This window comes from Acinetobacter sp. 24-47-62, from assembly GCF_056779765.1.
Window position 1 is genome coordinate 1 of sequence record NZ_JBWYIN010000006.1, and the last position, 22,933, is coordinate 22,933.

Genomic DNA, 22,933 nt, shown 5'->3' on the forward strand with positions numbered 1-22,933 from the left:
CAGAAGTGAAACCTCTTAGCGCTGATGGTAGTGTGGGGTTACCCATGTGAGAGTAAGTCATCGCCAGCTCATTATTCTAAACACCCCCTTCTATTGAAGGGGGTGTTTTTTTATGCAGTAAAGAAAAAAATAAAGAATTAAATATAAAGGGAAATGTATCTTAGAACTCACTGATAAAGATTTTTATATAGTGAGGAACTAATAATAAAAGCCTTCATCAAATCTTCATTGATCTGTCAGAGGAATGACACCATCATGCCGTTTAATCATGAGTCCTTAATTAAGTGATACATATGGATTTATGAACAAGACACTTTTAAGCACAGTGCTATTGTCATTTTTAGCCCTTAGCGGTTGTAATGATTCTGATGATAAGATCACCTCAGATCAACAAAATCAAATAAATGAACCTACACTTGTTTCATTTGCAAAGCTTGATGTGGCTACCTATGCCGATGGACCAGATTCAGGACTTTATGTTAAAGGTGCAAATGGTATTTATCCACCATTTAAAGGTCAGCCAGTTCAAGGATTTTCTGGGGCATTAAAAAATGCTGATGGAACGTATCTTGTAATGTCTGATAATGGATTTGGTGCACAAGATAACTCAGCAGACTATCTATTACGTCTTTATAATATTTCAGTAGATTTTAGAACTACTAAGACCAACTCAAATAACGTTAAAGTACTGTCTCATATACAGCTTCGTGATCCGAATAAGTTAGTACCATTCAAAATTGTCAATGAGAGTACGCCAGAACGACTTTTAACAGGTGCTGATTTTGATCCGGAATCTATACAGCGTGATAAAAATGGCGATATTTGGATCGGAGATGAATTCGGTCCATTTTTACTGCATTTTAGTGCTGATGGTGTCTTAAAGAGTGCTCCGATTGCATTGCCTCATCCTGAAAAAGAAGGAGAAGAGCTTCGATCTCCACAAAATCAACTTCATCAAAGTGCGGCTGAAATAGAAAATGCGCTCGTGCAAAGAAGTGGTGGATTTGAAGGTATGGCTATTTCTCTAGATGGTCAATATTTATATCCAATGCTGGAAAAACCATTAAGCAAGAATGCGCAAAGACATTTATTAATTTCAAAATTTGATATTGCTAGAAAAGCATATACAAATGACCATTACTATTTTGAGCTCGACCCTAAAGCAACAGCAATTGGTGATTTCCAGTTATTTAGTCAAAATGAAGGTGTTGTGATTGAGCGTGATGATACTGAAAATAATGTTGGTGGTTTTAAGAAATTAGTTCGCATACAACTGAATGAACCGAAGCAGTTGGTTAATAAGACTGACTTGGTCAATTTAATGGATATTGCGAATCCAAATTTATTATATGGTACGCCACGTGAGAGCGATATTATGACGGGTGAGCGTTTCGGTTTTCCATTCTTTACCATTGAAGATATTGTGATTGAAGGACCTGATTTAATCACAGTGTTGAATGACAATAATTTCCCGGGTTCGAGTGGACGTAATGAAAAACTTGCAGATGATAATGAAATTATTCAGATTAAATTAGACAAAAAGTTATATTAATTGTTCGAGACCTCATGGATTTTGATCTATGAGGTTTTTTTAGTAAATTAAGTGAAAAATATAATAATGGAGTGGTTGATTCAATAAATTCGTATTTGAGCGAGATATCATCATTACTCACCAATAAAATGATGGAAACACTGATTTTCATAAGTCAAACCAACTTTGGTCTAATGCGATATTTAGATAAAAAACCTAATTTTGATTGGATTTTAGACTAACGTTCAATTTTTATTAACACAGAATTATGTGAAATTTACCTCACAGACTTTAAGCACACAATTTTGATGCGTCGCTCACAACAATTAAATTCAAAGTTGGTTGGATCGTGCTTAAAGATTATTGAAATACGATCTCTCACAGGAGGTGAGGAATGTCACAGCAAGCAATGAACGTCAATAAAATTATTGACCATGCTAAATTCACACCATTTCACTTCAATGTTGTCGCTTGGTGTTTACTCATTATCCTGTTTGATGGTTATGACTTAGCAATTAATGGCGTAGTTTTACCATTATTGATGGATGAATGGGGTTTAAGTGCTGTTCAAGCAGGCATGCTCGCAAGTACTGCACTTGCAGGGATGATGTTTGGCGCAATGATTTTTGGTTCTTTAGCAGATAAGATTGGCCGTAAAAAAGTCATTATGATCTGTATTATTTTATTCAGTGGATTAACCTTTGCGGGTGGTTTTGCATCCAATCCAACTGAGTTCGGTATTTTGCGTTTCTTGGCAGGTTTAGGGATTGGTGGTGTTATGCCAAACCTTGTGGCTTTGACCTCAGAATATGCACCTCAAAAAATGCGTAGCACCTTGGTAACTACTATGTTTAGTGGTTATGCGGTAGGTGGTGTGATGGCTGCATTATTAGGTTCTTGGTTTACACCAAGTTTTGGTTGGGAAATCATGTTCTTTATCGCAGGTATTCCATTACTTTTACTTCCAATTATTTGGAAATTCTTACCTGAGTCTTTAACTTTCATCGTAAAAGAAAATCGTCAGGAAGAAGCTCGTCAAATTGTGGCGAAGATTGAACCTAAAGTAAAAGTTGAGAAAGATACAACTTTCGAGCTAGATCAAGTAGATGAGCCTGAATCGGCAACTGTTGTCAGCTTGTTCCGTCGAGGCCGCGCTGTAAATACATTGTTGTTCTGGGTTGCATTCTTTACATGCTTATTAACCATGTACGCACTCAGCAGCTGGTTACCGAAATTGATGATGGCTGCGGGCTACTCAATGGATAATAGCTTAATGTTCATGATGGTCATGAATGTTGGTGCGGTAGTGGGGATCGTTGGCGGTGGTATCTTGGCAGACCGTTACCATTTAAAACCTGTACTGATGTTCTTGGGTTTAATGGGTGCGATAGTGATGAGCTTAATGGGCTTCCAGTCGAATATGCTGTTACTTTACATCTTGGTGTTCTTGGCAGGTGCTGCATCGATTGGTTCACAGATGTTGTTATATAGCTACGTAGCTCAGTACTATCCATTGGCAGTTCGTTCAACAGGGATTGGCTGGTCATCTGCGATTGGTCGTATGGGAGCAATTGTAGGTCCAATCTTGATTGGCGGCTTACTTGGGATGAACTTACCAGCGCATTTTAACTTTATGGCAGTAGGTTTACCTGTGTTGATTACCGCAATTGCAGTGGCTTTGATTATGAATGAGAGTGAATCTGAAAAGATTGGTTCAAGTCAGCCAAGTATTGCAAAAGCTTAAATAATTGAATGATTTAAAAGCCTCCGTAAGGGGGCTTTTTATGTTATAAATTACTAATTTTGATAAGATTAATTTTAAAATATGCTCGAAGAAAAAGTAAGTAGTAGAAATATTCCATTACCTATACAAAGAGAAGTTAGACAAAGATGTGGTTTTGGATGCGTTATTTGTGGAATGCCATTATATGAATATGAGCATATGGAAGAATGGGCTTTAGTTAAGCGTCATATAGCTGAAGAGATAACGCTACTTTGTGATCATCATCATCGTGAGAAAACTAATGGATTATTACCGAAGGAGGTTGTTAGAAAAGCTAATGAAGATCCTTTCAACCTGCGACAAGGAGTATCAAAACCATATCTATTACATTTTTCAGGTGAAGAAGCAATTGTTGAAATAGGGGGGTAATACTTTCACTTGTAGTGATAATGGTTATGGCACTGCAATGATTCCACTAAGTGTTGATGGAATACCTCTAATTGGATTGATATTGGCTGACGGTCATTTTTTATTAAACCTAGTAATTTTTAATGAGTATAATTCTCCAGTACTTCATATTAAAAATAATCAATTAATTTACAAACCATCAGCTTGGGATATCCAATTAATTGGTACTACTCTTACAGTTAAAGAAAACCATCGAAAGATTTTAATCGAAATACAATTCTGTCCCCCTAATAAAGTAATATTCAAAAGGGGTAGATTTCTTCGGAACGGAGTAGAAATTCTAATACGCCCAACAAATATTTTAATCACTAATAACAGTACTCTTATTGCAAACTGTACTGCAAAGAATTGTTTAGGAGGTTTAATAATTGGTCATCATGAAAATCCAATTAGTGGATTTTTTGCTATTGATGGAATCAACAGATATTTAGGCTCAAACAAAGAAGCCTTAAAATTTGAAAAGGAGTCTTTACAGCGAAATGAGTTATAGTATCAGTTAAAGTAATTTAAATTGATTATATTCCTATGAAACTCAATTCATTCTCCCCACTCCCTGACGATGATAGCGAACTTCATCTTCCTGAACTGATCTATTGGGCTTCATTAGGCGAAATCACAGAAGTTGAAACAGCTTTAAACAACGGAGCTGATGTAAACCAAATTGATGATGAAGGTTATAGCGCACTTCAAGCAGCCGCAGAGAATGGGTACTTAGATGTAGTACAACTGCTAGTCGCAAAAGGTGCAAATGTAGCTTACAAAGGTCAATTTACGGCCTTAGAACTTGCTGAAATGGCAGGCGAGCAAGAAATCGTAGATTACTTAAAAAGTCTGTAAAACATGCAAAATAAAACCCCTAAAAAGGGGTTTTAATCTTTTAAGACTGCGTCAATTCTTTATAAATGGCTTCATTAAATGCAGGAATATCATCAGGACAACGTGAAGTAATGAGCGGCCAACCGCCAGTATTACAACGATGAACCTCTTCATCGACCCATTTACCGCCTGCATTTTCTAAATCAATTTTTACTGACTTATAAGACGTCAGATTTTTATCTTTGATACGTTGCGCATCAATTAATGTCCAAGGCGCATGACAAATAGCTGCGATTGGTTTTTGATGGTCAGCAAAAATTTGAATCAATTTTTGAACCTGTGGAAGAATTCGCAAGTTATCCGCATTCACCGTCCCCCCAGGAATAATCAGGATGTCATAGTCATTTGCGATGACTTCATCGAAGCTTAAATCAGGTTGAACTTGATCTGAAGGCTCTTGATCCCCAACCACAGTCTGAACAGATTTCTTTTCTTCAGCAGCATGATAGGTTTCAATCCCTTTTGATTTTAAAAATGCTAAGGGTTTGATTAATTCATCTTTTTCAACACCAAAATTTGCAGTAATAAATAAAGCTTTTGCCATGTTCACATCCTCAATCTTTAAAATTTTGTATGTAAGCGGTTTGCTCTAGGCTATTCCGTGTTGTAGGAACAGGATAAGTCGCTTGCACTTTGGAAATTACAGTAAGAGTTGTTGCGTGACACACTTTAAAGCTAACAAATAGAATGCATGAAAGTGTTGTGAAAGCGAAAAAGCATGATGCATAATTGTTTTACAAGCGTGACAACGTGTAGTGTGCTTAAAAAATTTTATGTGTAAGAAAAAGAAAAGCCCATCTTCCTGATGGGCTTTTCTTCGTATCGGCTGCTTTTAGGTATAACTCCTGTCGTACCTCACGTCCTGATGCTCAAACTTATTATTGTTGTTTTTTGTTTGGGAAACTTCCTGTTTCCTGATGGTTTAAGAATAGTCCAGTGTCGTTGATATGCATAGCCGACAATGGAAGAGATGATTGTAGGAAAATGCTTACAAAACAATCTAAGTGATTCATTTATCGTTCAATAGATCAATTTAGCGTTTTATATTTTCACGAATGAATTGATCACTGTATTTTACCAGCTGATCTAATGCAGGTTGCTCAACAGGGTAGTGCCCACCATTTTGTAAACTCATCACACGATAAGGTACTTTCAACTGTGTCAAAACAGGTTGACTCAATTTTAAAGGAGTCCATTGATCCTGTTCAGGTTGAGTCAGTAACACAGGTGCTTGATTAAACTGAGTCAAAGGATATGGTTTTTGGTAATGCATATAGCTGTTTAAAAACTCCACGCTCATACTATTACCTGCAGATGTTTTGTCAGCCAGCATGATGCGTAGGGCTTCAGGGTCATTGGTGAGTTTTGACATCTTTGAGACCAAGGACATAGGTAAGGTGATTTGCTTCAAAGGGGTATGTGCAACTGCTTTCATACTTGGCAAAAGAACAGGGCTTAGAGCACTAAAACGCATGGTTCCTTTTTGAACGTCTTTAAACTCTTGATCGAGAAAGGTCATTCCGATGATGCCATCGACATGTTTATTCTGCATGGCCACATGTAGCGTGAGCATTCCACCTGCTGAGAGTCCGTAAAGGAAAATAGGACGATCATCTTTTTGCGCTTGTTCGTTCACAAAATCATTGACCAATTTCACCCAATGATCATAACGAATTTCTTTTTTTGAAGGATATTGTGTCAGACCATAACCGGGTAAATCCAATGCGAAGGTTTCATATCCTTTTTGGGCAAGTGGACGCCCAAGAATTAAACTCATCTGACGACCATTTGTACCTACGCCATGTAATAAAATGACTTTGGCTGGCGCTTTAGTATTGGGATAAGCATCGACATGTACACGGTAATCATTCCAACTCCAGTAGTACTCATGTGGTTTGTTTTGGTCGTTGATACGAAACTTCAAAGGGAGGCTTTGTTGTAATTGTTGCCAAGCTGCTTGTTGCTGGTAAGACTGTGGAATTTTAGATTGAGTCCAAGCCAAATTAGAAAGTAATAAAGCCATCATAGTGGCAACGGTTGTGAGTATTATTTTGAGCACGCTTAAACGCCTTTCATTTTTTTCAAACACTATAAAAATGAAAAGCAACTTTGTTTATTACCCAAATCATCAGTCGTAAAAGAATTGAGTCAATTGTTAAGCTTAAGTTGCTGAAATTAAATGCATATTATTTTTTGTTTAGATTTGGTTGTATGTTAAATGTACAAAAATAGGTCTTAGGTCATCAGTGATGAATAGAAAATTTAAGCAGTTGTATTTGATTGTTTTTTAATCAAGCAAGTTGAGTTGAATTCATGGTAAAATTATCGGCTTTCATCTTTGATCTAATTTTTGATCTTCCATCTGCCAGCCGAGAATTGCTAGCCATGTCTACTGCTTATACCGCTCAGACTGCGCCAAAAGCGTTGTTTGATTACGACAAATATTGGGCGTCTTGTTTTGAACCCGCGCCTTTTTTGCCGATGTCACGCGAGGAAATGGACCAACTCGGTTGGGATAGTTGTGACTTTATTTTTGTTTGTGGTGATGCTTATATCGATCATCCATCATTTGTAACCGGTATCATTGGCCGTGTGCTTGAAGCGCAAGGTTTCCGTGTTGGTATTATTGCCCAACCAGACTGGACGAATGTTGAAGCATTCCGTGTACTTGGTAAACCAAATATTGCTTGGGGCGTATCGGCAGGTAACATGGACTCTATGATCAACCGTTATACGGCTGACCGTAAGATCCGTTCAGATGATGCTTATTCTCCAGATAACCAACCGAATAAACGTCCTGACCGTGCAGCAACAGTCTATTGTCAACGTTGTCGTGAAGCGTTCCCTGATGTTCCTGTTCTGCTAGGCGGTATCGAAGGCTCATTACGTCGTATCGCGCATTATGACTATTGGTCTGACAAAGTTCGTCGTTCTATTTTAATGGATTCAAAAGCAGATCTATTAATGTATGGTAATGGTGAACGCTCAATCATTGAAGTGATGCACCGTCTAGCCAAAGGCGAAAAAATTACAGACATTACTGATGTTCGTGGTACTGCATTTATTATTAATAAGCATAACCGTGCAGCAAAAGCCAAGTTTGTTGAGATCGCATCAAATGATGTCGATACCATAGGCCGTGTTGATCCAATCATCAATCCATATGTGATGACCGAAGATATTGATGGCTGTGAAATTGAGAAAGACAAAGGCAACAGCTTAACGCAGTATCAGAATTTCCAAAAAGAAGTGGTCAGCAATCCGATTGTTCGTGAAGGCGACAATTTGGATGCAGATACGCAAATCGTGCAGTTACAGCCATCATCTAAGGCGATTAAACATAAATTGCCACCACGTGAATTGGCTGTGATTCGTCTACCTTCTTTTGAAGAAGTTGCCAATGATCCAGTGCTTTATGCCCATGCAAACCGTATTTTGCATCTAGAAACCAATCCAGGGAATGCGCGCGCACTCGTGCAGAAGCATGGTGAGCGTGATGTCTGGATTAATCCACCGCCAATTCCATTAACCACAGAAGAAATGGATTATGTGTTCGACTTGCCTTATGCACGTCTACCACATCCATCTTATGGAGATGCGCGTTTCCCAGCGTTTGACATGATCAAATTCTCCGTGAACATCATGCGTGGTTGTTTTGGTGGTTGTACCTTCTGTTCGATTACGGAGCATGAAGGTCGAATTATTCAAAACCGTTCTGAAGAATCGATCTTACGTGAAGTTGAAAAGATTCGTGATACGGCGCCAGGCTTTACAGGTATTATTTCGGACTTAGGTGGTCCGACAGCCAATATGTATCGTTTGGCATGTAAAGATCCAGAAATTGAAAAGAACTGTCGTAAGCCATCGTGCGTGTTCCCAGGTGTTTGTCAAAACTTGCATACTGATCACGCACCTCTTACGCAGTTATATCGTAAAGCTCGTGCTTTACCAGGTATTAAAAAGATTTTGATCGGTTCGGGTTTACGTTATGACCTTGCAGTATTGAACCCTGAATATGTCAAAGAATTAGTCACGCATCATGTCGGTGGCTACTTAAAGATTGCACCTGAACATACCGAAAAAGGCCCTCTCAATAAAATGATGAAGCCGGGTATTGGGACGTATGACCGCTTTAAGCAAATGTTTGATCGTTTTAGTAAAGAAGCAGGTAAGGAACAATATCTTATTCCTTACTTTATTGCGGCGCATCCGGGTACAACCGATTACGACATGATGAACCTTGCAATTTGGTTGAAAAAGAATGGTTTCCGTGCTGACCAAGTACAAACCTTCTATCCATCACCAATGGCAACTGCGACCACCATGTACTACACCGGTAAAAATCCGCTTGCGAAAGTGGCACGTTATACTGAAGATGTCGACATTGTAAAAGGTGAAAAACGCCGCCGTTTACATAAAGCTTTCTTACGTTACCATGATCCAAATAACTGGCCTTTACTGCGTGAAGCTTTGAAAGAAATGGGTCGTCAGGACTTAATTGGTAATTCTAAGCAACATTTGATTCCGACGTATCAGCCTCAGGGCACGGATGGTCAATATCAATCTGCACGTAAGAAAAATTCAACTGTTGCAGGTGATTCACAAAAACGTACGGGTCAAACCGCTAATCGTGGTCAATCACAAGGACAAAATAATCGTCCGAAGAAAGGCCAAATCTTGACACAGCACACTGGTTTGCCACCACGTGAGACTGGAGATCGCAAAAAACCTTTTGGCGAGGGGAAACCTAAGGGTAAATCCAAACCCAAGTCTCGTGCATAAATGATAATTTCTTTCAAAAGGACGCTGCGGCGTCCTTTTTTGAACATTTTCTATACAATATTTTCGATGATGCTCATTTTATCGGAATATTGGGCTTGATTTGGGTAAGTCTCTTTTTTATTTTAAAATAATCATTTAAATTAGTGGTTTAGTGAGGTTTTGAGTTTTTCATTTCAGGTGATATTGTATTATCTTCAAATGAAATTTTCATCATTGTCCAACAATTATGTAATAGTGTGATGTGGTTCATGTTTTAAACTATAGCCAATAAGTGCAGAACATGTTTAATATAAGCTTGGTCTGGAGCGCTTTTCACTTGGACTATGCGATGTTTAACATCAGCATAATGAAACAATAATAAAAGTTGTGTTTTTTGAAGTAGTTTAAAAAAGAAATTAACGATAAGAATTCAAATAAGGATACTAGTCATGGATATCATGATCATCGCGAGTGTGATCATACTCGCTGTGGTGTTGTTCATTGCTTATAAAGGATTAAAGCATCAACAACCCTCTGATAGCATGCTCCGTCAAAGAGCAGTGTTTAGCCCCTATCAGCAAGTAACTTTCAATCGTCTTAAAGAAATCATGCCAAATGCGCATATTTTGGCACATGTCTCTTTTGACGCCTTACTGACCACAAAGTTACCGCGTACACGCCGTAAATATGAGTCAATGTTTGCTGATTTTGTGGTGATGAATAAGGATTGTAAAGTTCTTGCCATTGTCAGTTTAGAAGATAAATTTTCATTCAAGCGTGGACATACTTTACAGTTTCAAAATGCATTACTTGAAACCGCGGGATACAAAGTGATCTCTTACCATGCTGTCCCAGAATATGTGCAGTTAAGACGTGATTTTTTGGATGAATACACTGAGGATATGCCAATTGAATGGGGAGATGAATCCGTGATTGAGCATAAATTAGAAAAGTATAGTGCTGGGCGATTGGCAGATATTCGCGCATTTAGCTAATCATCTTTGAAATAAAAAAGCATGCTCAGGCATGCTTTTTTTTATCAAGGTTTCGCGGCAATTACCGTTAGCTCAACAAGAACATCGGGATGATACAGTTTAGCCTCTACGCATGTACGCGGTAGAGCTTGAATATCAGAAACCCATGCATCCCAAACTTCATTGAATGCTGCATAATCTTTTTCAATATCTTTTAGATAAATTGTCACAGACATGATATGGCTTTTATCTGTACCTGCTTCAGCCAATAAACGGTCAATAATGTCAAAGGTTTGTTGTGACTGTCCACGAATGTCGAGCGACGTGTCTTCTGCTAACTGACCTGCCAGATGAACGAAGTGACCAAAAATAGCGACCTCAGAAAAACGTTTTTGAACGTGTAAACGTTGAACAGACATAAAACTCATCCCTTATAGATATAAATATAGATTATGAAACGCAGTATAGGATTCAGAAAGTATAGGGGAATTGGAACTATGAATTCGGTTTAATTGCTGTATCTCTGAAAGTTTATTTTTATGGGAGGAGATCAGAAATATTTGGAGGAAAAAGACATTGTACCCATTCAGATTAGAGTGCCCTGTAATATTCGGATGGATTGTCACGCCAATCACAGGACAAATGTGTTAGATATAGGTCTTCTAACAACATCTCAGCAGACACATGGGTAAATGTATTGCGCGATTAGATTACTCTAAAAAGGAAAAAAAGGCGAAAAAAATTGACTTAATTTTGTTCTTTTGCATGAAAACTAGACGAAATTTACAATCCGAATAAATTGAGTTGCGTGTCTTGTTGTTTTTCTGAAAGTTGATACACCCCAACACCAATGAGTCTAAACTGATATTCATCAGGAATATTCATTTCCATTAACAATAATTTGAGTGCCAGTTGCAAATCCTCTATGTGATTGAAAGGTTGTTTAAAGCTTTTAGAGTGTTGTAAAACTTGAAAATTTTTAAGTTTGAGTTTGACGCTGATACCTCTAGCGATCATTTCCTTGTTTTGAAGGTTTTGCCAAACACGAGAAAGCAGTGAAGTCCAAAATTGATCACATTGGTTTAAAAAAAGATCTTCATCAAACGTGGTTTCTTTAGAAATTTGCTGTCTTTGGCGTTCGCTTTGAACAGGTCGCTCATCAATCCCTTGAGCATAGAGAAATAATTGTTTGCCATATTTTCCGAAATGATGAGTGAGAAATTTTTCTTCCACCTGCTGTAAATCCCCAAGTGTTTCGAGTTGCAAAGCTTTTAATTTTTCCTGTGTGACCTTTCCTACACCAGGGATTTTTTTGAGTGGAAGATCATAGATAAACTGTTGCACCTGATTGGGTTTGATCACACAAATGCCATTCGGTTTATTCCAATCAGATGCAATTTTGGCTAAAAACTTATTTGGTGCAACGCCTGCTGAGGCGGTCAATCCAGTAAGCTGAAATATTTCATCACGAATATGCATCGCAACTTCAGTAGCGCTTGGGATCTGCTGTAAATTTTCAGTGACATCCAGATATGCTTCATCCAGCGATAAGGGTTCGATGATGCTGGTATATTTTTGAAATATCTCATGAATTTGGGCTGACACATGTTGGTATTTAGAAAAATTTGGCTCAATGACGATCACTTGTGGGCAAAGTTTTTTGGCTTGTGTCATCGACATGGCCGAACGTAAGCCATACTCACGAGCTGGGTATGATGCTGCTGCAACGACGGCCCGTGGGTGATGAGATGCAATGACCACAGGTAAGTGTTGTAATTCTGGACGCTCTCTAAGCTCCACAGAAGCGTAAAAAGCATCCATATCGATATGAATTATCTTTCGCAAAATGTTCAATCAATCATGAGATGCCTTAATTTTAACCCATAATTAAGGCATCGTTGAGCTGATTATTGGGTATGCGTAAGGCTCCGTCAGTAAAGTCACCTTTCGACCTTGATGCTGTGCATGATCAATCACGAGTTGTAGGCTTTTCGGAGAATGATCTGCTATTCGTGGTAGAAACTCTAAAGGTTGTGAAAGTGGTTTAAAGAAATTGTCCCAATGAATTGGTATGACTTCTTTCGGTTGTAACTGATCAATGGTTTCAGCGAGATACTGTTGTTGAAACTCGGGTGATTGTTTTGAAAGCTGAGCAATTCCTAAAAACAAGACATCTACATTTAACTTTTGAAATTGATTAGGAAGCGCACCTGTGCTGGCTTTAACTAAAATTTTGTGATTATTGTGCTCAATCAAGTAGTCAAAGCTACCGCCTTCTTTAAACTCATAAAAACGTGCTGGCTGAGGCAGTGGATGCAGAATCTCTTCACCTAAATCATTGTTCACTGCTGTAGGTGGCGTATGTTGTGAGGGAATAGGCGTAATACGAAATGCACCCAATTGTAGTGCTTGAAAAGGCACAGCCAGTTTCAATTGATGCTCAGGCACTTTGCCGCCTCGTGCTATATTTAGTGTACTCAACGAACCAATGATGTGAGTTTTTGGGAGTGAACTTCCGAGCACTGAAATATCCAAAGCATGATCATAGTGACTGTGGGTCACCAATATGGCTTTGAGGCGTTTAAGCTCATGGTCCTGAATCATATTGTGAAGCAGTGCTTGATCACTGGAGAGGCGTTGTAAAGCAATGTTCATGAGAGATGGTCGACTAAAAAAACCATCAATTAGAATTTGTGAATTACCATCATCAAATAGCAATGTGGAAACGCCAAAAAAGCGAACATTTAATTTTTGTTCACTGACGGGTTGGTCTATTTTAGCCTTCCATTGATTAAATTCGGAGAGCTTTCCTGATGGTTGCCATAAATAAAAAAACGCAGCCATGAGCGTGACAGCCAAAAGACCAACCACTGTTAAAATCCCTTTTTTAAGCGACATCATGTCATCCTTATAAAGCGTAACTCGCTTGCTTGAGCCCCGTTGCACTCTATTTTTTGTTAGATCTCTTTAGTTGTAACGTACTGACTCCTTAAGATTTATGGCTCAATTTGATTTAATTTTAGAAATTTTATCCAGTCGTTTTGATCGCCATTAAATACATTCAAATCCACTGGTGTAGAAATACCCTTAATTTTGCCTTTATTGGTGTGTTGCCAAAAGATCCAATCTGGATTGTCTTTTAATTCAGGTTGAGTGGTGTATTCACGTACCCAGAGTGGGGTATCTGTAAAAGCGCCAGCAAGTACGATGTTATAGAAGGCTTTAGAAACATAAAAGATAGGTTGTTTGCCATAATGTTGATGCAGCAAATCGTGCATAACATCGATTTCATGTAACAGTTGTTCTTTGCTATAGGTATTGATGCAATTGCTGTCGTATTCCAAATCAATGACTGGAGGAAGGGCATCTTCTTTACGTGGCACAGAATCAATGAAATTTAATGCCTGAACTTTACCATCACGGCAAAGTCGATAGAAATGATACGCTCCGACTTTAAAACCATGCTCGCGTGCTTTCAGCCAATGATCCTGAAATTTTCGATCTTTAAAGTCGCCACCTTCTGTCGCTTTGAGGTAGACAAATTGATATTCCTTTTTGGGAATTTGTGACCAGCGAATTTCTTTTTGATGATGTGAGACATCAAATCCTTTGATTGGATATTCTTGAGCTGTTGCTGGTTGAAACGGCAAAAAGAAAAAGCTCAATAATCCGACCATGAGTGCGATCAGGGCTGCACCTAAAAGGGAAGTCCACAAGATAATCTTCTGCGAATAGATATGCTGCTTATTTTTTGAATTCATGAGCACTTAAAGATTGGTGCGAAATATGATTAATATCATAACGCGAATAAACGTAAATGGTAGTGACAGTATCTAGAATCCATATCCATTAGTCATCATCCATTTCTTTCGGAATTTTCCAAAAAATAAACATGGTAATAATGTTAATTGAGCCCATTAAAATTAAGGTCCATTGGAAGGCCTGTTGCATTTGTGCAGTACCAAGATAAGCGGTGAATACATTGACCAGTGTACCTGCAAGCGCTACACCAATACTCATGGATACCATCATAATCATCGAGAGAAAACTGTTACCACTACTAGCATCTTGTTGAGGCAAATCCTTTAAGGTTAGCGTATTCATAGAAACAAATTGCAGTGAGTTCAACATACCAAAAATGAAGAAATGTAATGTTCTTAGCCATAAAGGTGTTTCGGCTGAGGTGAGGGCAAAACTTGCAATACATAAGCCAATAAGGCAGGTATTGACTAATAACACCCGACGATACCCAAATCGTTGAATAATTTGGCGAATGATCGGTTTTGATGCCAGTGAACCCAATACCGTTGGAATCATAAGTAAACCGGTAATAAATGGTTCAAAACCAAAAGCAACTTGTAGCATTAAGGGGATAAGAAAAGGCATCGCATTGCCGCCTAAGCGGGCAAAAAAGTTGCCTACAATACCAATCGCGAAAATTGGATTTTTGAATAGTTTCCCACGAAATAAAGCATTTTGGTGGGTATGGGCATGCACCATGTACCAAGCACTTGCAGATAAACCAAACACAATAAGAACAATACTCCACCATAATGGAAGATAGGGGCTAGCAAAATTTTCAATCCCTAAACTTAAGCCAACCATCGCGATGACTAATAACAAGAAGCCAAAAAAATCAAATTTAGCAACATGGGTCTCGGTCACATTTGGCATGGCTTTAAATGTGAGAAAAACTCCAATGAGTCCAATAGGAATATTAATTAAGAAAATCCACTCCCAAGTCACGTACTCCACTAGCCATCCGCCAAGAGTAGGACCGATTAAGGGGCCAATCAGACCTGCAAGACTCATCAGAGACATGGCTGCAAGGAATTGCGTTCTAGGAATTATTTTCAACATTGCAAGACGCCCAACTGGAAGCAGTAAAGCACCTCCAATCCCTTGAATCACTCGGAAAAATAAAAGCTCATTTAAATTAGAAGAAAATGCACATCCGAGCGATGCCAAAGTGAAAATGATAATTGCAGAAAAATAAACATTTCGGACACCAAATCGGTCAGCCAGCCAACCACTGAGTGGAATACAGGCTGCGACTGACAATACATAAGCCACCACGACACTATGCATGTGTAGAGGATCTTCATTGAGGTGATGAGCGATTGCAGGAATCGCAGTATTGATGATAGTTGTGTCTAGACCTTGCATAAAAAAGCCGATCGAAACCAAAAACACCAATAATCTAAACTCAGGCTGTAAGGGTTGGTGTGCTGTGCTGCTCATCTTGTAGGATCATATTAGTAAGTTAATATTTTAAAACAGTTTCTCAGTATCACTTGTGGTTTATTTACGAAGGATTTGCAACAAAATTGCAATCTAATGGTCACAGCATTGTCATCGCATGGTCATAGAGTTGTTGCCAACAACATCATAAGAAGATTAAAAGAATGAAGCTAAAATCTAACGCACTTGTGATCGCAATGTGTGCATTGGGGCTAGGGGCATGTAATGATGACACTAACAATATCACATCAGTACCAGATATTACGCCTGAATCGATTGAACTCAACTATCTCAGTCGTACAGAAAGTCCTGGTTTTGCGGTCAGCGCAGCAGAGATACCTGCCTATGATGCACAAAGCCAAAGATTGTTTGTTGTAAACGCAAAAGAAGGCGTGGTTGATATTTTTGATTATCGCCAACCTCAGCAACCTAAATGGATTGGCTCTTTAGATGCTAAATCTTATTTAACAGACTCAGAAGTAAATAGTGTTGCTGTAAAAAATGGAATTGTTGCCTTGGCTGTACAAGCCAAAGATAAAACAGATCCAGGAATCGTGGCACTTTTTAATGCCAATGATTCGAGCTTTATTGCCCAAGTTCCAGTGGGTTCTCTACCTGATATGCTGACCTTTAGTGCAGATGGTAAAACCTTATTGGTGGCGAATGAAGGAGAGCCATCTCATGATTATGCGATTGATCCCGAAGGTTCGATTTCAATCATTGATCTCTCAAATTTGAACAAACCAGTTGCAAAAACAGCTGATTTCAAAGCCTTTAACAGTCAAGCACAGCTATTACGTAATCAAGGTGTGCGAATTTATGGTCCAAATGCAACAGTAGCGCAAGATTTTGAACCTGAATACATCACACTCAGCGCAGATGGCAAAATTGCATGGGTCGCATTACAGGAAAATAATGCCTTAGCTAAGGTGGATGTTTTAAATGCCAAAGTCATGGCTGTTTATCCGCTCGGTTTTAAAGATCATGGCTTACAAGGTCATGGTTTAGATGTCAGTGATGCCGATGGTGAAAATGGTCTTGCGAAGATCAATATTCAAACTTGGCAGCATGTTCGTGGCTTATATATGCCAGATGCGATCTCAAGTTACGAAGTCAATGGTAAAACGTATATTGTCACTGCCAATGAAGGGGATGCTCGTGCTTGGGGTGAAGATGATCCTGAATATTGGGGAGAAAAATTAAAGGATAATCCGAGTGCTCAAGGTAATATTAAAAAGGGTTTTGTTGAAGAATGGCGTGTGAAGAATCTAGTCCATAAAGATGGTTTCGATAGACGACAAGGGGAAGATCTGCCACCACAGTTACGAGCACTGGCGAAAGGTGCTGAATTGAATCCTCTGCATTTTGCATATTGTGGAGCGATCGATGGAGATGCTAAAGGATGCCGTGAAGACAAGATGCTTGGTCGTTTGAATATCACTTGGACTGAAGGTTATCAAAAGAATACTGATGGCACACCTAAACTCAATGCTCGAGGCAATTTGGTTTATGATCATTTATATAGCTTCGGGGCACGATCTGTCAGTATTTGGACAGAAAATGATGCTCAAACAGGATTAGAGCTGGTTTGGGATTCGGGTGATGATTTTGAACAATATATTGCTCAGCACCATCCTGAGATCTTTAATGCAAACCATGAAGAAGCAGGGTTCGATAATCGTAGTGACAATAAGGGACCAGAGCCAGAAGGCGTGGTGATAGGTCAAATCGGCCAGAAAACTTATGCATTTATTGGTTTAGAACGAGTTGGAGGCGTGATGGTATATGACATCTCCAATCCTGCCCAACCCCAATTTGTGCAATATATTCATTCGCGAAAACTTGATGCAACCACTGCCGATATCGAGGAAGGTCAGGCAGGAGACTTAGGTCCTGAAGGATTAACCTTTGTTTCCGCAAAAGAATCTCCAACGGGTACGCCTTTACTGATTGTAGGGAATGAAGTCAGTGGTACTACAGCAACGTATCAAATCACGTTGAAATAGAGCCTGATCGTGTAGATGTATGATAAAAGAGCCATATGGCTCTTTTATTTTTTACTCGTCATGCGTAATGCTTTAAAGTCTTGTCGAATTTAGACCACGAATTGTTCAGGGCATTTCATGTTTGCGATGGCATTGATGATTTGATGTGAATGCTCGCATACGATGATTTTTGCCCGATGTTGAGCAGGTAGAAAACCTTCTTGTACTGCATGATCGAGTTGTGCAATCAAGGCATTATAGAATCCATTGACGTTATAAATAATCATTGGTTTTTGGTGTTGATTTAACTGTCCCCAAGTTGCGATTTCTAAGATTTCTTCAAATGTACCTAAACCTCCTGGGAGCGCAACAAAAGCACTAGCACGTTCAGCCATCATGGCTTTGCGTTCATGCATTGTTCTTACCACGTGAAGTTCTGTTAACTGATTATGGGCAACCTCGTAATCAAGCATAAATTCAGGAATAACACCAACAACTTCACCATTGTTTTCAATGACTGTATCTGCGACTTGTCCCATTAATCCGATACTTGCACCACCATATACGATGCCAAATCCTTGCCTTGCAATTTTTTCAGCCAAAGCAATGGCTTTTTGTTGGTAAATAGGATTATTGCCAAAACGAGAACCACAATAAAGTGCAATAAGGCATTGAGTTGCTTTTGATTTAACTGATGTATCGGTCTCTAAGGTGTTATTAAGAATGCTTGTATTCATATTTATTTACTCACCTTTTTTAAATTAACTTCATCATGTAGTTTAATCTAAGCAAGAAAGGTGACAACTGTATAGATAAATAAGATTTTTTTGAAATATTTTGTAGTTTCATTCCAAAATGATTGATAAAGCCAATCTTGATTCACCGAAAAAATAGTGAATTGCAATAAAATCTTTTCTATACTGAAAATCTGTTCGGCAACCAATACATCAATATGAGTAGTGATCGACATCGCTCAATAGAACAAAATATTATTTATTTTCTAAATTTAAATACTGCATTTATAACTTTGCCTCATCACTTTGGTTTAAATGAATCCCATCTTCCTGAAACGTGGGAGTGTAACTCATGATTTTTGAATGGATGTCTGATCCTTCCGCATGGGTGGGACTCTTAACTTTAATTATTTTAGAAATTGTTCTCGGGATTGATAATCTCGTCTTTATCGCGATTTTGGCGGAAAAACTGCCGCCTGAGCAACGCAATAAAGCCAGAATTTTAGGCTTAACGCTCGCGCTTGGCATGCGCCTAATCCTTTTGGCGTCAATCGCTTGGATTATCACGTTAACGAATCCATTATTCCATATCTTTGATCATCCGTTTTCAGCCCGAGATCTTATTTTGATTTTTGGTGGTATTTTCTTGTTAATGAAGGGAACTTTAGAACTACATGAACGTCTAGAAAGTAAAGTTCATGTTAAAGAAGAAAATCCTGTTCATGCTGCATTTTGGATGGTCATTGTACAGATCGTGGTATTGGATGCAGTGTTCTCACTCGACAGTGTGATTACAGCAGTCGGTATGGTCAAAGATCTTTCGGTCATGATGATCGCCGTAATTATTGCGATAGGAATCATGCTATGGGCCTCTAAAGCCCTCATGGACTTTGTGAATAAGCATCCAACTGTGGTGATTCTGTGTCTCTGTTTCTTGATGATGATCGGTTTCTCATTGGTTGTCGAAGGCCTAGGCTTCCACATTCCGAAGGGTTATCTATACGCTGCAATTGGTTTCTCTGTCCTGATTGAGTTTTTAAATCAATTGATGCGCCGTAACCAAGAAAAAACGGTAACAACGACTGATTTACGTTTCAAAACAGCATCTGCCGTCATTCGTATGCTTGGTGGTAAGTCAAAAACGGCAGATGCTCAATCGGCAAATACGGATGATGTTTTGGCTACCCAAGCGTTGGTAGAGGAAATGTTCTCGGATGAGAATGCTGTATACCAAAGCGTGATGTTGCAAGGTGTATTAGGTTTATCTGAGCGACCAGTCAAATCATTAATGACCCCACGTCCAGAACTCGAATGGATCGATTTAGATGACGATCCTGAAAGTATTAAACATCAAGTGCTTTCTATGAAACATTCACGTTTGATCGTTGCACATGGCGAGCTAGACAATATTGCTGGGGTGGTGCTCACGCATAACGTTTTGAATGACTATATTGAATCAGGCGATTTTAATTTCGAAAAACACATTCGAGAGCCTGTCATTGTCCATGAAAGCGCTCAAGTCTTAATGGTGATGGATCAATTGCGTCAGGCACCCTTACAAATGGCGATTGTGCTCAATGAATATGGTTCCATTGAGGGTATTGCAACGCCGATTGATATTTTAGAAGCGATTGCCGGTGAGTTCCCGAACGAAAATGAAATAGAAACTGCAGTTGAAAGCTTAGAGGATGGTTCACTCATGCTCGAGGGTTCAACTGATATTCGTCATATTTCATTATTGCTTGATCGTGATTTAGTTGATGAGTCAGAACAGTATTCTACGCTGTCTGGTTATATCTTATTCCATTTAGGACATTTACCTGAAAGTGGAGAAACCTTTGAAGCAGAAGGATATCTATTTGAGGTGGTTACAATGGATGGTCATAAAATCGAAAAAGTACATATTGTACCCATCGTAAAACAAGACCCATCAGAATGATTTAAACTCAGTTAAAATAGCATCTGATTAGGTGCTATTTTTTTTGGAATATTGATGTCCGAACTCAATTGTCCTTGCGGGCGTGGAATTTATACACACTGTTGTGAACCTTTACATCGTGGTCAGCGTGATGCAGAAAGTGCTGAACAGCTCATGCGTTCTCGCTATAGTGCATTCGCTAAACATGAAATCGACTATATTGTGAGTACCACAGCATCAGGTCAGCAAAGTCATTTAGACATTGCTGCCATTCGGGATTGGGCGATGAGCAATCAGTGGTTAAAATTAGAGGTTATTCAGCATTTACCTCGTCTGGATAAAACCCATGCTCAAGTTGAATTCAAAGCACATTACCAACATGTCGATCAGGTACATGTCCATCATGAAACCTCAAATTTCGTATTCATCAATAGACAGTGGCATTTTTTAGACCCAACGACAGATCAAACTGTGACGATGAAGCAGCCTTGTATTTGTGGATCAGGAAAAAAATTTAAGCAATGTTGTGCGCGATTTCTCTAGAATTAATTTTTAATTAACTTAGAATATTGCGCATTAAAAACCCTCATTTGGAAGTAGGGCAATGTTACTCACCGTTATTTATATTATTGCGATTACTGCGGAAGCGATGACAGGCGCCTTGTCTGCAGGTCGACGAAGTATGGATTGGTTTGGTGTCATTATTATTGCCTGTGTGACTGCTTTGGGCGGAGGATCAGTTCGTGATGTTTTGCTAGGGCACTATCCTTTAACTTGGGTGAAACATCCTGAATATCTAGTACTTACATGTTGTGCAGCATTATTTACGATTTTTATCGCAAAATGGATGCGACATCTACGTTCGGTATTCTTACTTCTAGATGCCTTAGGTCTGATAGGTTTTACCATTATTGGTTGTCAAATTGCGATTCAAATGGAACAGGGTTTCGTGGTTTGTGCAGTGGCAGGTGTATTGACAGGCGTTTCAGGGGGTATTTTACGAGATATCTTATGTAACGATGTGCCTTTAGTCTTCCGTCGCGAACTTTATGCCAGTATTTCTTTTGTTGCGGTCATTTTCTATTGGGGCTGTATCGAAGTCGGTTTTTCACAAGATATCACCATTATTTCTACTCTTGTTTTTGGTTTCACATTGCGTTGTATCGCAATTTACTTTGGCCTTGAAATGCCAAAATTTATTTATAAAGATGATGATGAACAGTCGGCGTCATCAAAAGATGTAAATTAAACTTTTTACACTCATCTTTCAAAATGGCCGATAATGTGATCGGTCATTTTTATATGGTTCTTTAGAAAATAAAAAAAAAGCAGTGTTGAGAAAACAGCGATTGTCATTGGTTGTATTTAAATCACTCCTCACAGAGAGCATGCTATGGATTTAATCTCACGAATACAGCGTTTACCTATTGGTAAATTTCACTACACCTTGTTGTGGGTGATTGGATTAGGCTGGATGTTTGATGCAATGGATACTGGACTAATTTCCTTTATCTTGGCGAAGATGGCTGAAGACTGGCAAATGACGCCTGCTGAAAAAGGTTGGGTTGTATCCATCGGCTTTGTGGGAATGGCGATAGGTGCAGTATTCTCTGGTGGACTGGCGGATCGAATCGGGCGTAAAGCAGTATTTGCTACAACTTTGGTCATCTATAGTATAGCAACAGCTCTTTGTGCTTTCGCACCAAATTTAACATGGTTATTAATCTTTAGATTTATTGTAGGTTTAGGCTTAGGCGGACAGTTACCAGTTGCCGTGACTTTAGTGAGTGAATACATTCCAGCCCATGTTCGTGGTCGCTTTATTGTGTTACTTGAAAGCTTCTGGGGGCTAGGCTGGTTATGTGCTGCACTGGTTTCGTATTTCGTCATCCCTAAATTTGATTGGCATGTTGTATTTTTATTGGGTGGTTTGCCTGCACTTTATGTCTTCGTTATTCTAAAAAAAGTTCCGGAATCTATTCCTTACTTGATCAATCGAGGTCGTATTGATCAAGCGCACGCGATTGTACAAAAAATCGAGCGGCAGTGTGGTGTTGAAGTCATCGACAAAATTGAAGTGAAACCAGTTTCAACACATTCAAATGTCAGTTTTGGTCAGTTATGGTCAACCGGTTTCGCAAAGCGCAGTTTAATGTTGTGGTTAATTTGGTTTGGGATTGTTTATTCGTATTACGGTATTTTCACGTGGTTACCAAGTCTTTTAGTCAAAGAGGGATATACCATTGTGCAGTCTTTTGAATATGTTCTCGGGATGATTTTAGCACAATTGCCAGGTTATATTGTCGCGGCATGGCTCGTCGAAAAGTTAGGGCGTAAAGCGACGCTTTCAGGCTTTATTGCAATGTGTGCAGTATCAGCATATTTCTTTGGGCAGGCTGATACCGTAGCGATGATCATGTTCTGGGGATGCTTGATGTCATTCTTTAATCTTGGTGCATGGGGCGTTTTATATACCTACACGCCTGAACAATATCCTGCAAATATTCGTGCTTTCGGATCAGGTTGGGCAGCAGCAATTGGGCGTATTGGTGGGATTGTTGCACCTTTAGTGGTTACCCATATGATGGTGGCTTCAAATGGATTTAGCCAAGTATTTATGATGTTTACCGCTGTATTATTGGCAGTTGCAGCCGTGATCTTGGTGCTCGGTGAGGAAACCAAAGGTAAGACACTTGAGTCTATGGGGATGTAAATCTGTGAA

At 39.0% G+C, this 22,933-nt stretch carries 20 protein-coding genes; 12 read left to right on the forward strand and 8 right to left on the reverse strand.

Going from position 1 to position 22,933, the window contains the following annotated elements; all coding sequences use genetic code 11:
- The first annotated feature begins 301 nt into the window (after nt 1-301).
- From AC1M87_RS05865 to AC1M87_RS05885, 5 genes are all read left to right on the forward strand, one after another.
- Nucleotides 302-1,552 carry an esterase-like activity of phytase family protein gene (locus AC1M87_RS05865; protein WP_481593206.1) on the forward strand — a complete coding sequence of 417 codons (1,251 nt, stop codon included), beginning with the start codon at nt 302-304 and terminating at the stop codon, nt 1,550-1,552.
- 373 nt (nt 1,553-1,925) lie between these two features.
- A complete protein-coding gene (locus AC1M87_RS05870) occupies nt 1,926-3,275 on the forward strand; it encodes an aromatic acid/H+ symport family MFS transporter (protein ID WP_092767403.1) in 1,350 nt (449 codons plus the stop codon).
- Between the two features lie 81 nt (nt 3,276-3,356).
- Nucleotides 3,357-3,683 (forward strand): hypothetical protein, encoded by a 327-nt coding sequence (locus tag AC1M87_RS05875; RefSeq protein ID WP_481593207.1) that lies wholly within the window; start codon nt 3,357-3,359, stop codon nt 3,681-3,683.
- A 37-nt stretch (nt 3,684-3,720) separates the two neighbouring features.
- Nucleotides 3,721-4,212 carry a hypothetical protein gene (locus AC1M87_RS05880; RefSeq protein ID WP_481593208.1) on the forward strand — a complete coding sequence of 164 codons (492 nt, stop codon included), beginning with the start codon at nt 3,721-3,723 and terminating at the stop codon, nt 4,210-4,212.
- Between the two features lie 35 nt (nt 4,213-4,247).
- Nucleotides 4,248-4,559 (forward strand): ankyrin repeat domain-containing protein, encoded by a 312-nt coding sequence (locus AC1M87_RS05885; protein ID WP_035268134.1) that lies wholly within the window; start codon nt 4,248-4,250, stop codon nt 4,557-4,559.
- Nucleotides 4,560-4,599: 40 nt separating this feature from the next.
- Here AC1M87_RS05885 and AC1M87_RS05890 read toward each other — a convergent pair whose 3' ends face one another.
- Nucleotides 4,600-5,142, reverse strand: coding sequence for a type 1 glutamine amidotransferase domain-containing protein (locus tag AC1M87_RS05890; protein WP_481593209.1), 543 nt, complete (start codon nt 5,140-5,142; stop codon nt 4,600-4,602).
- Nucleotides 5,143-5,631: 489 nt separating this feature from the next.
- Nucleotides 5,632-6,657, reverse strand: coding sequence for an alpha/beta fold hydrolase (locus tag AC1M87_RS05895; RefSeq protein WP_481593210.1), 1,026 nt, complete (start codon nt 6,655-6,657; stop codon nt 5,632-5,634).
- 326 nt (nt 6,658-6,983) lie between these two features.
- Here AC1M87_RS05895 and AC1M87_RS05900 point away from each other — a divergent pair, with 326 nt between their 5' ends.
- Nucleotides 6,984-9,380, forward strand: a complete 2,397-nt coding sequence (locus AC1M87_RS05900) for a YgiQ family radical SAM protein (protein WP_035268131.1) — start codon at nt 6,984-6,986, stop codon at nt 9,378-9,380.
- Between the two features lie 428 nt (nt 9,381-9,808).
- A complete protein-coding gene (locus AC1M87_RS05905) occupies nt 9,809-10,354 on the forward strand; it encodes a DUF2726 domain-containing protein (RefSeq protein ID WP_092767397.1) in 546 nt (181 codons plus the stop codon).
- A gap of 44 nt (nt 10,355-10,398) precedes the next feature.
- On the opposite strand, the gene AC1M87_RS05910 is transcribed toward AC1M87_RS05905, so the two are convergent.
- From AC1M87_RS05910 to mdtD, 5 genes are all read right to left on the reverse strand, one after another.
- Nucleotides 10,399-10,752 (reverse strand): RidA family protein, encoded by a 354-nt coding sequence (locus AC1M87_RS05910; RefSeq protein WP_481589192.1) that lies wholly within the window; start codon nt 10,750-10,752, stop codon nt 10,399-10,401.
- Between the two features lie 364 nt (nt 10,753-11,116).
- Nucleotides 11,117-12,178, reverse strand: a complete 1,062-nt coding sequence (gene dinB / locus AC1M87_RS05915) for a DNA polymerase IV (protein ID WP_481593211.1) — start codon at nt 12,176-12,178, stop codon at nt 11,117-11,119.
- Between the two features lie 42 nt (nt 12,179-12,220).
- Nucleotides 12,221-13,231: an MBL fold metallo-hydrolase gene (locus tag AC1M87_RS05920; RefSeq protein WP_481593212.1), complete on the reverse strand. Its 1,011-nt coding sequence runs from the start codon at nt 13,229-13,231 to the stop codon at nt 12,221-12,223.
- 98 nt (nt 13,232-13,329) lie between these two features.
- Nucleotides 13,330-14,094, reverse strand: a complete 765-nt coding sequence (locus tag AC1M87_RS05925) for a glycoside hydrolase family 25 protein (protein ID WP_481593213.1) — start codon at nt 14,092-14,094, stop codon at nt 13,330-13,332.
- 88 nt (nt 14,095-14,182) lie between these two features.
- Nucleotides 14,183-15,574, reverse strand: a complete 1,392-nt coding sequence (mdtD, locus tag AC1M87_RS05930) for a multidrug transporter subunit MdtD (RefSeq protein ID WP_481593214.1) — start codon at nt 15,572-15,574, stop codon at nt 14,183-14,185.
- A 164-nt stretch (nt 15,575-15,738) separates the two neighbouring features.
- Here mdtD and AC1M87_RS05935 point away from each other — a divergent pair, with 164 nt between their 5' ends.
- Nucleotides 15,739-17,580, forward strand: coding sequence for a choice-of-anchor I family protein (locus AC1M87_RS05935; RefSeq protein ID WP_481593215.1), 1,842 nt, complete (start codon nt 15,739-15,741; stop codon nt 17,578-17,580).
- 89 nt (nt 17,581-17,669) lie between these two features.
- Here the strand turns inward: AC1M87_RS05935 and AC1M87_RS05940 are convergent, their stop codons facing one another.
- A complete protein-coding gene (locus AC1M87_RS05940; protein ID WP_035268124.1) occupies nt 17,670-18,296 on the reverse strand; it encodes an LOG family protein in 627 nt (208 codons plus the stop codon).
- Nucleotides 18,297-18,645: 349 nt separating this feature from the next.
- Here AC1M87_RS05940 and AC1M87_RS05945 point away from each other — a divergent pair, with 349 nt between their 5' ends.
- From AC1M87_RS05945 to niaP, 4 genes are all read left to right on the forward strand, one after another.
- Complete coding sequence (locus tag AC1M87_RS05945) at nt 18,646-20,232, forward strand: TerC family protein (protein ID WP_481593216.1); 1,587 nt, start codon at nt 18,646-18,648, stop codon at nt 20,230-20,232.
- A gap of 51 nt (nt 20,233-20,283) precedes the next feature.
- Nucleotides 20,284-20,754, forward strand: coding sequence for a YchJ family protein (locus AC1M87_RS05950; RefSeq protein WP_481593217.1), 471 nt, complete (start codon nt 20,284-20,286; stop codon nt 20,752-20,754).
- Between the two features lie 61 nt (nt 20,755-20,815).
- A complete protein-coding gene (locus tag AC1M87_RS05955) occupies nt 20,816-21,460 on the forward strand; it encodes a trimeric intracellular cation channel family protein (protein ID WP_035268119.1) in 645 nt (214 codons plus the stop codon).
- 144 nt (nt 21,461-21,604) lie between these two features.
- Nucleotides 21,605-22,924, forward strand: coding sequence for a niacin transporter NiaP (gene niaP / locus AC1M87_RS05960; protein WP_481593218.1), 1,320 nt, complete (start codon nt 21,605-21,607; stop codon nt 22,922-22,924).
- Nucleotides 22,925-22,933 lie beyond the last annotated feature (9 nt).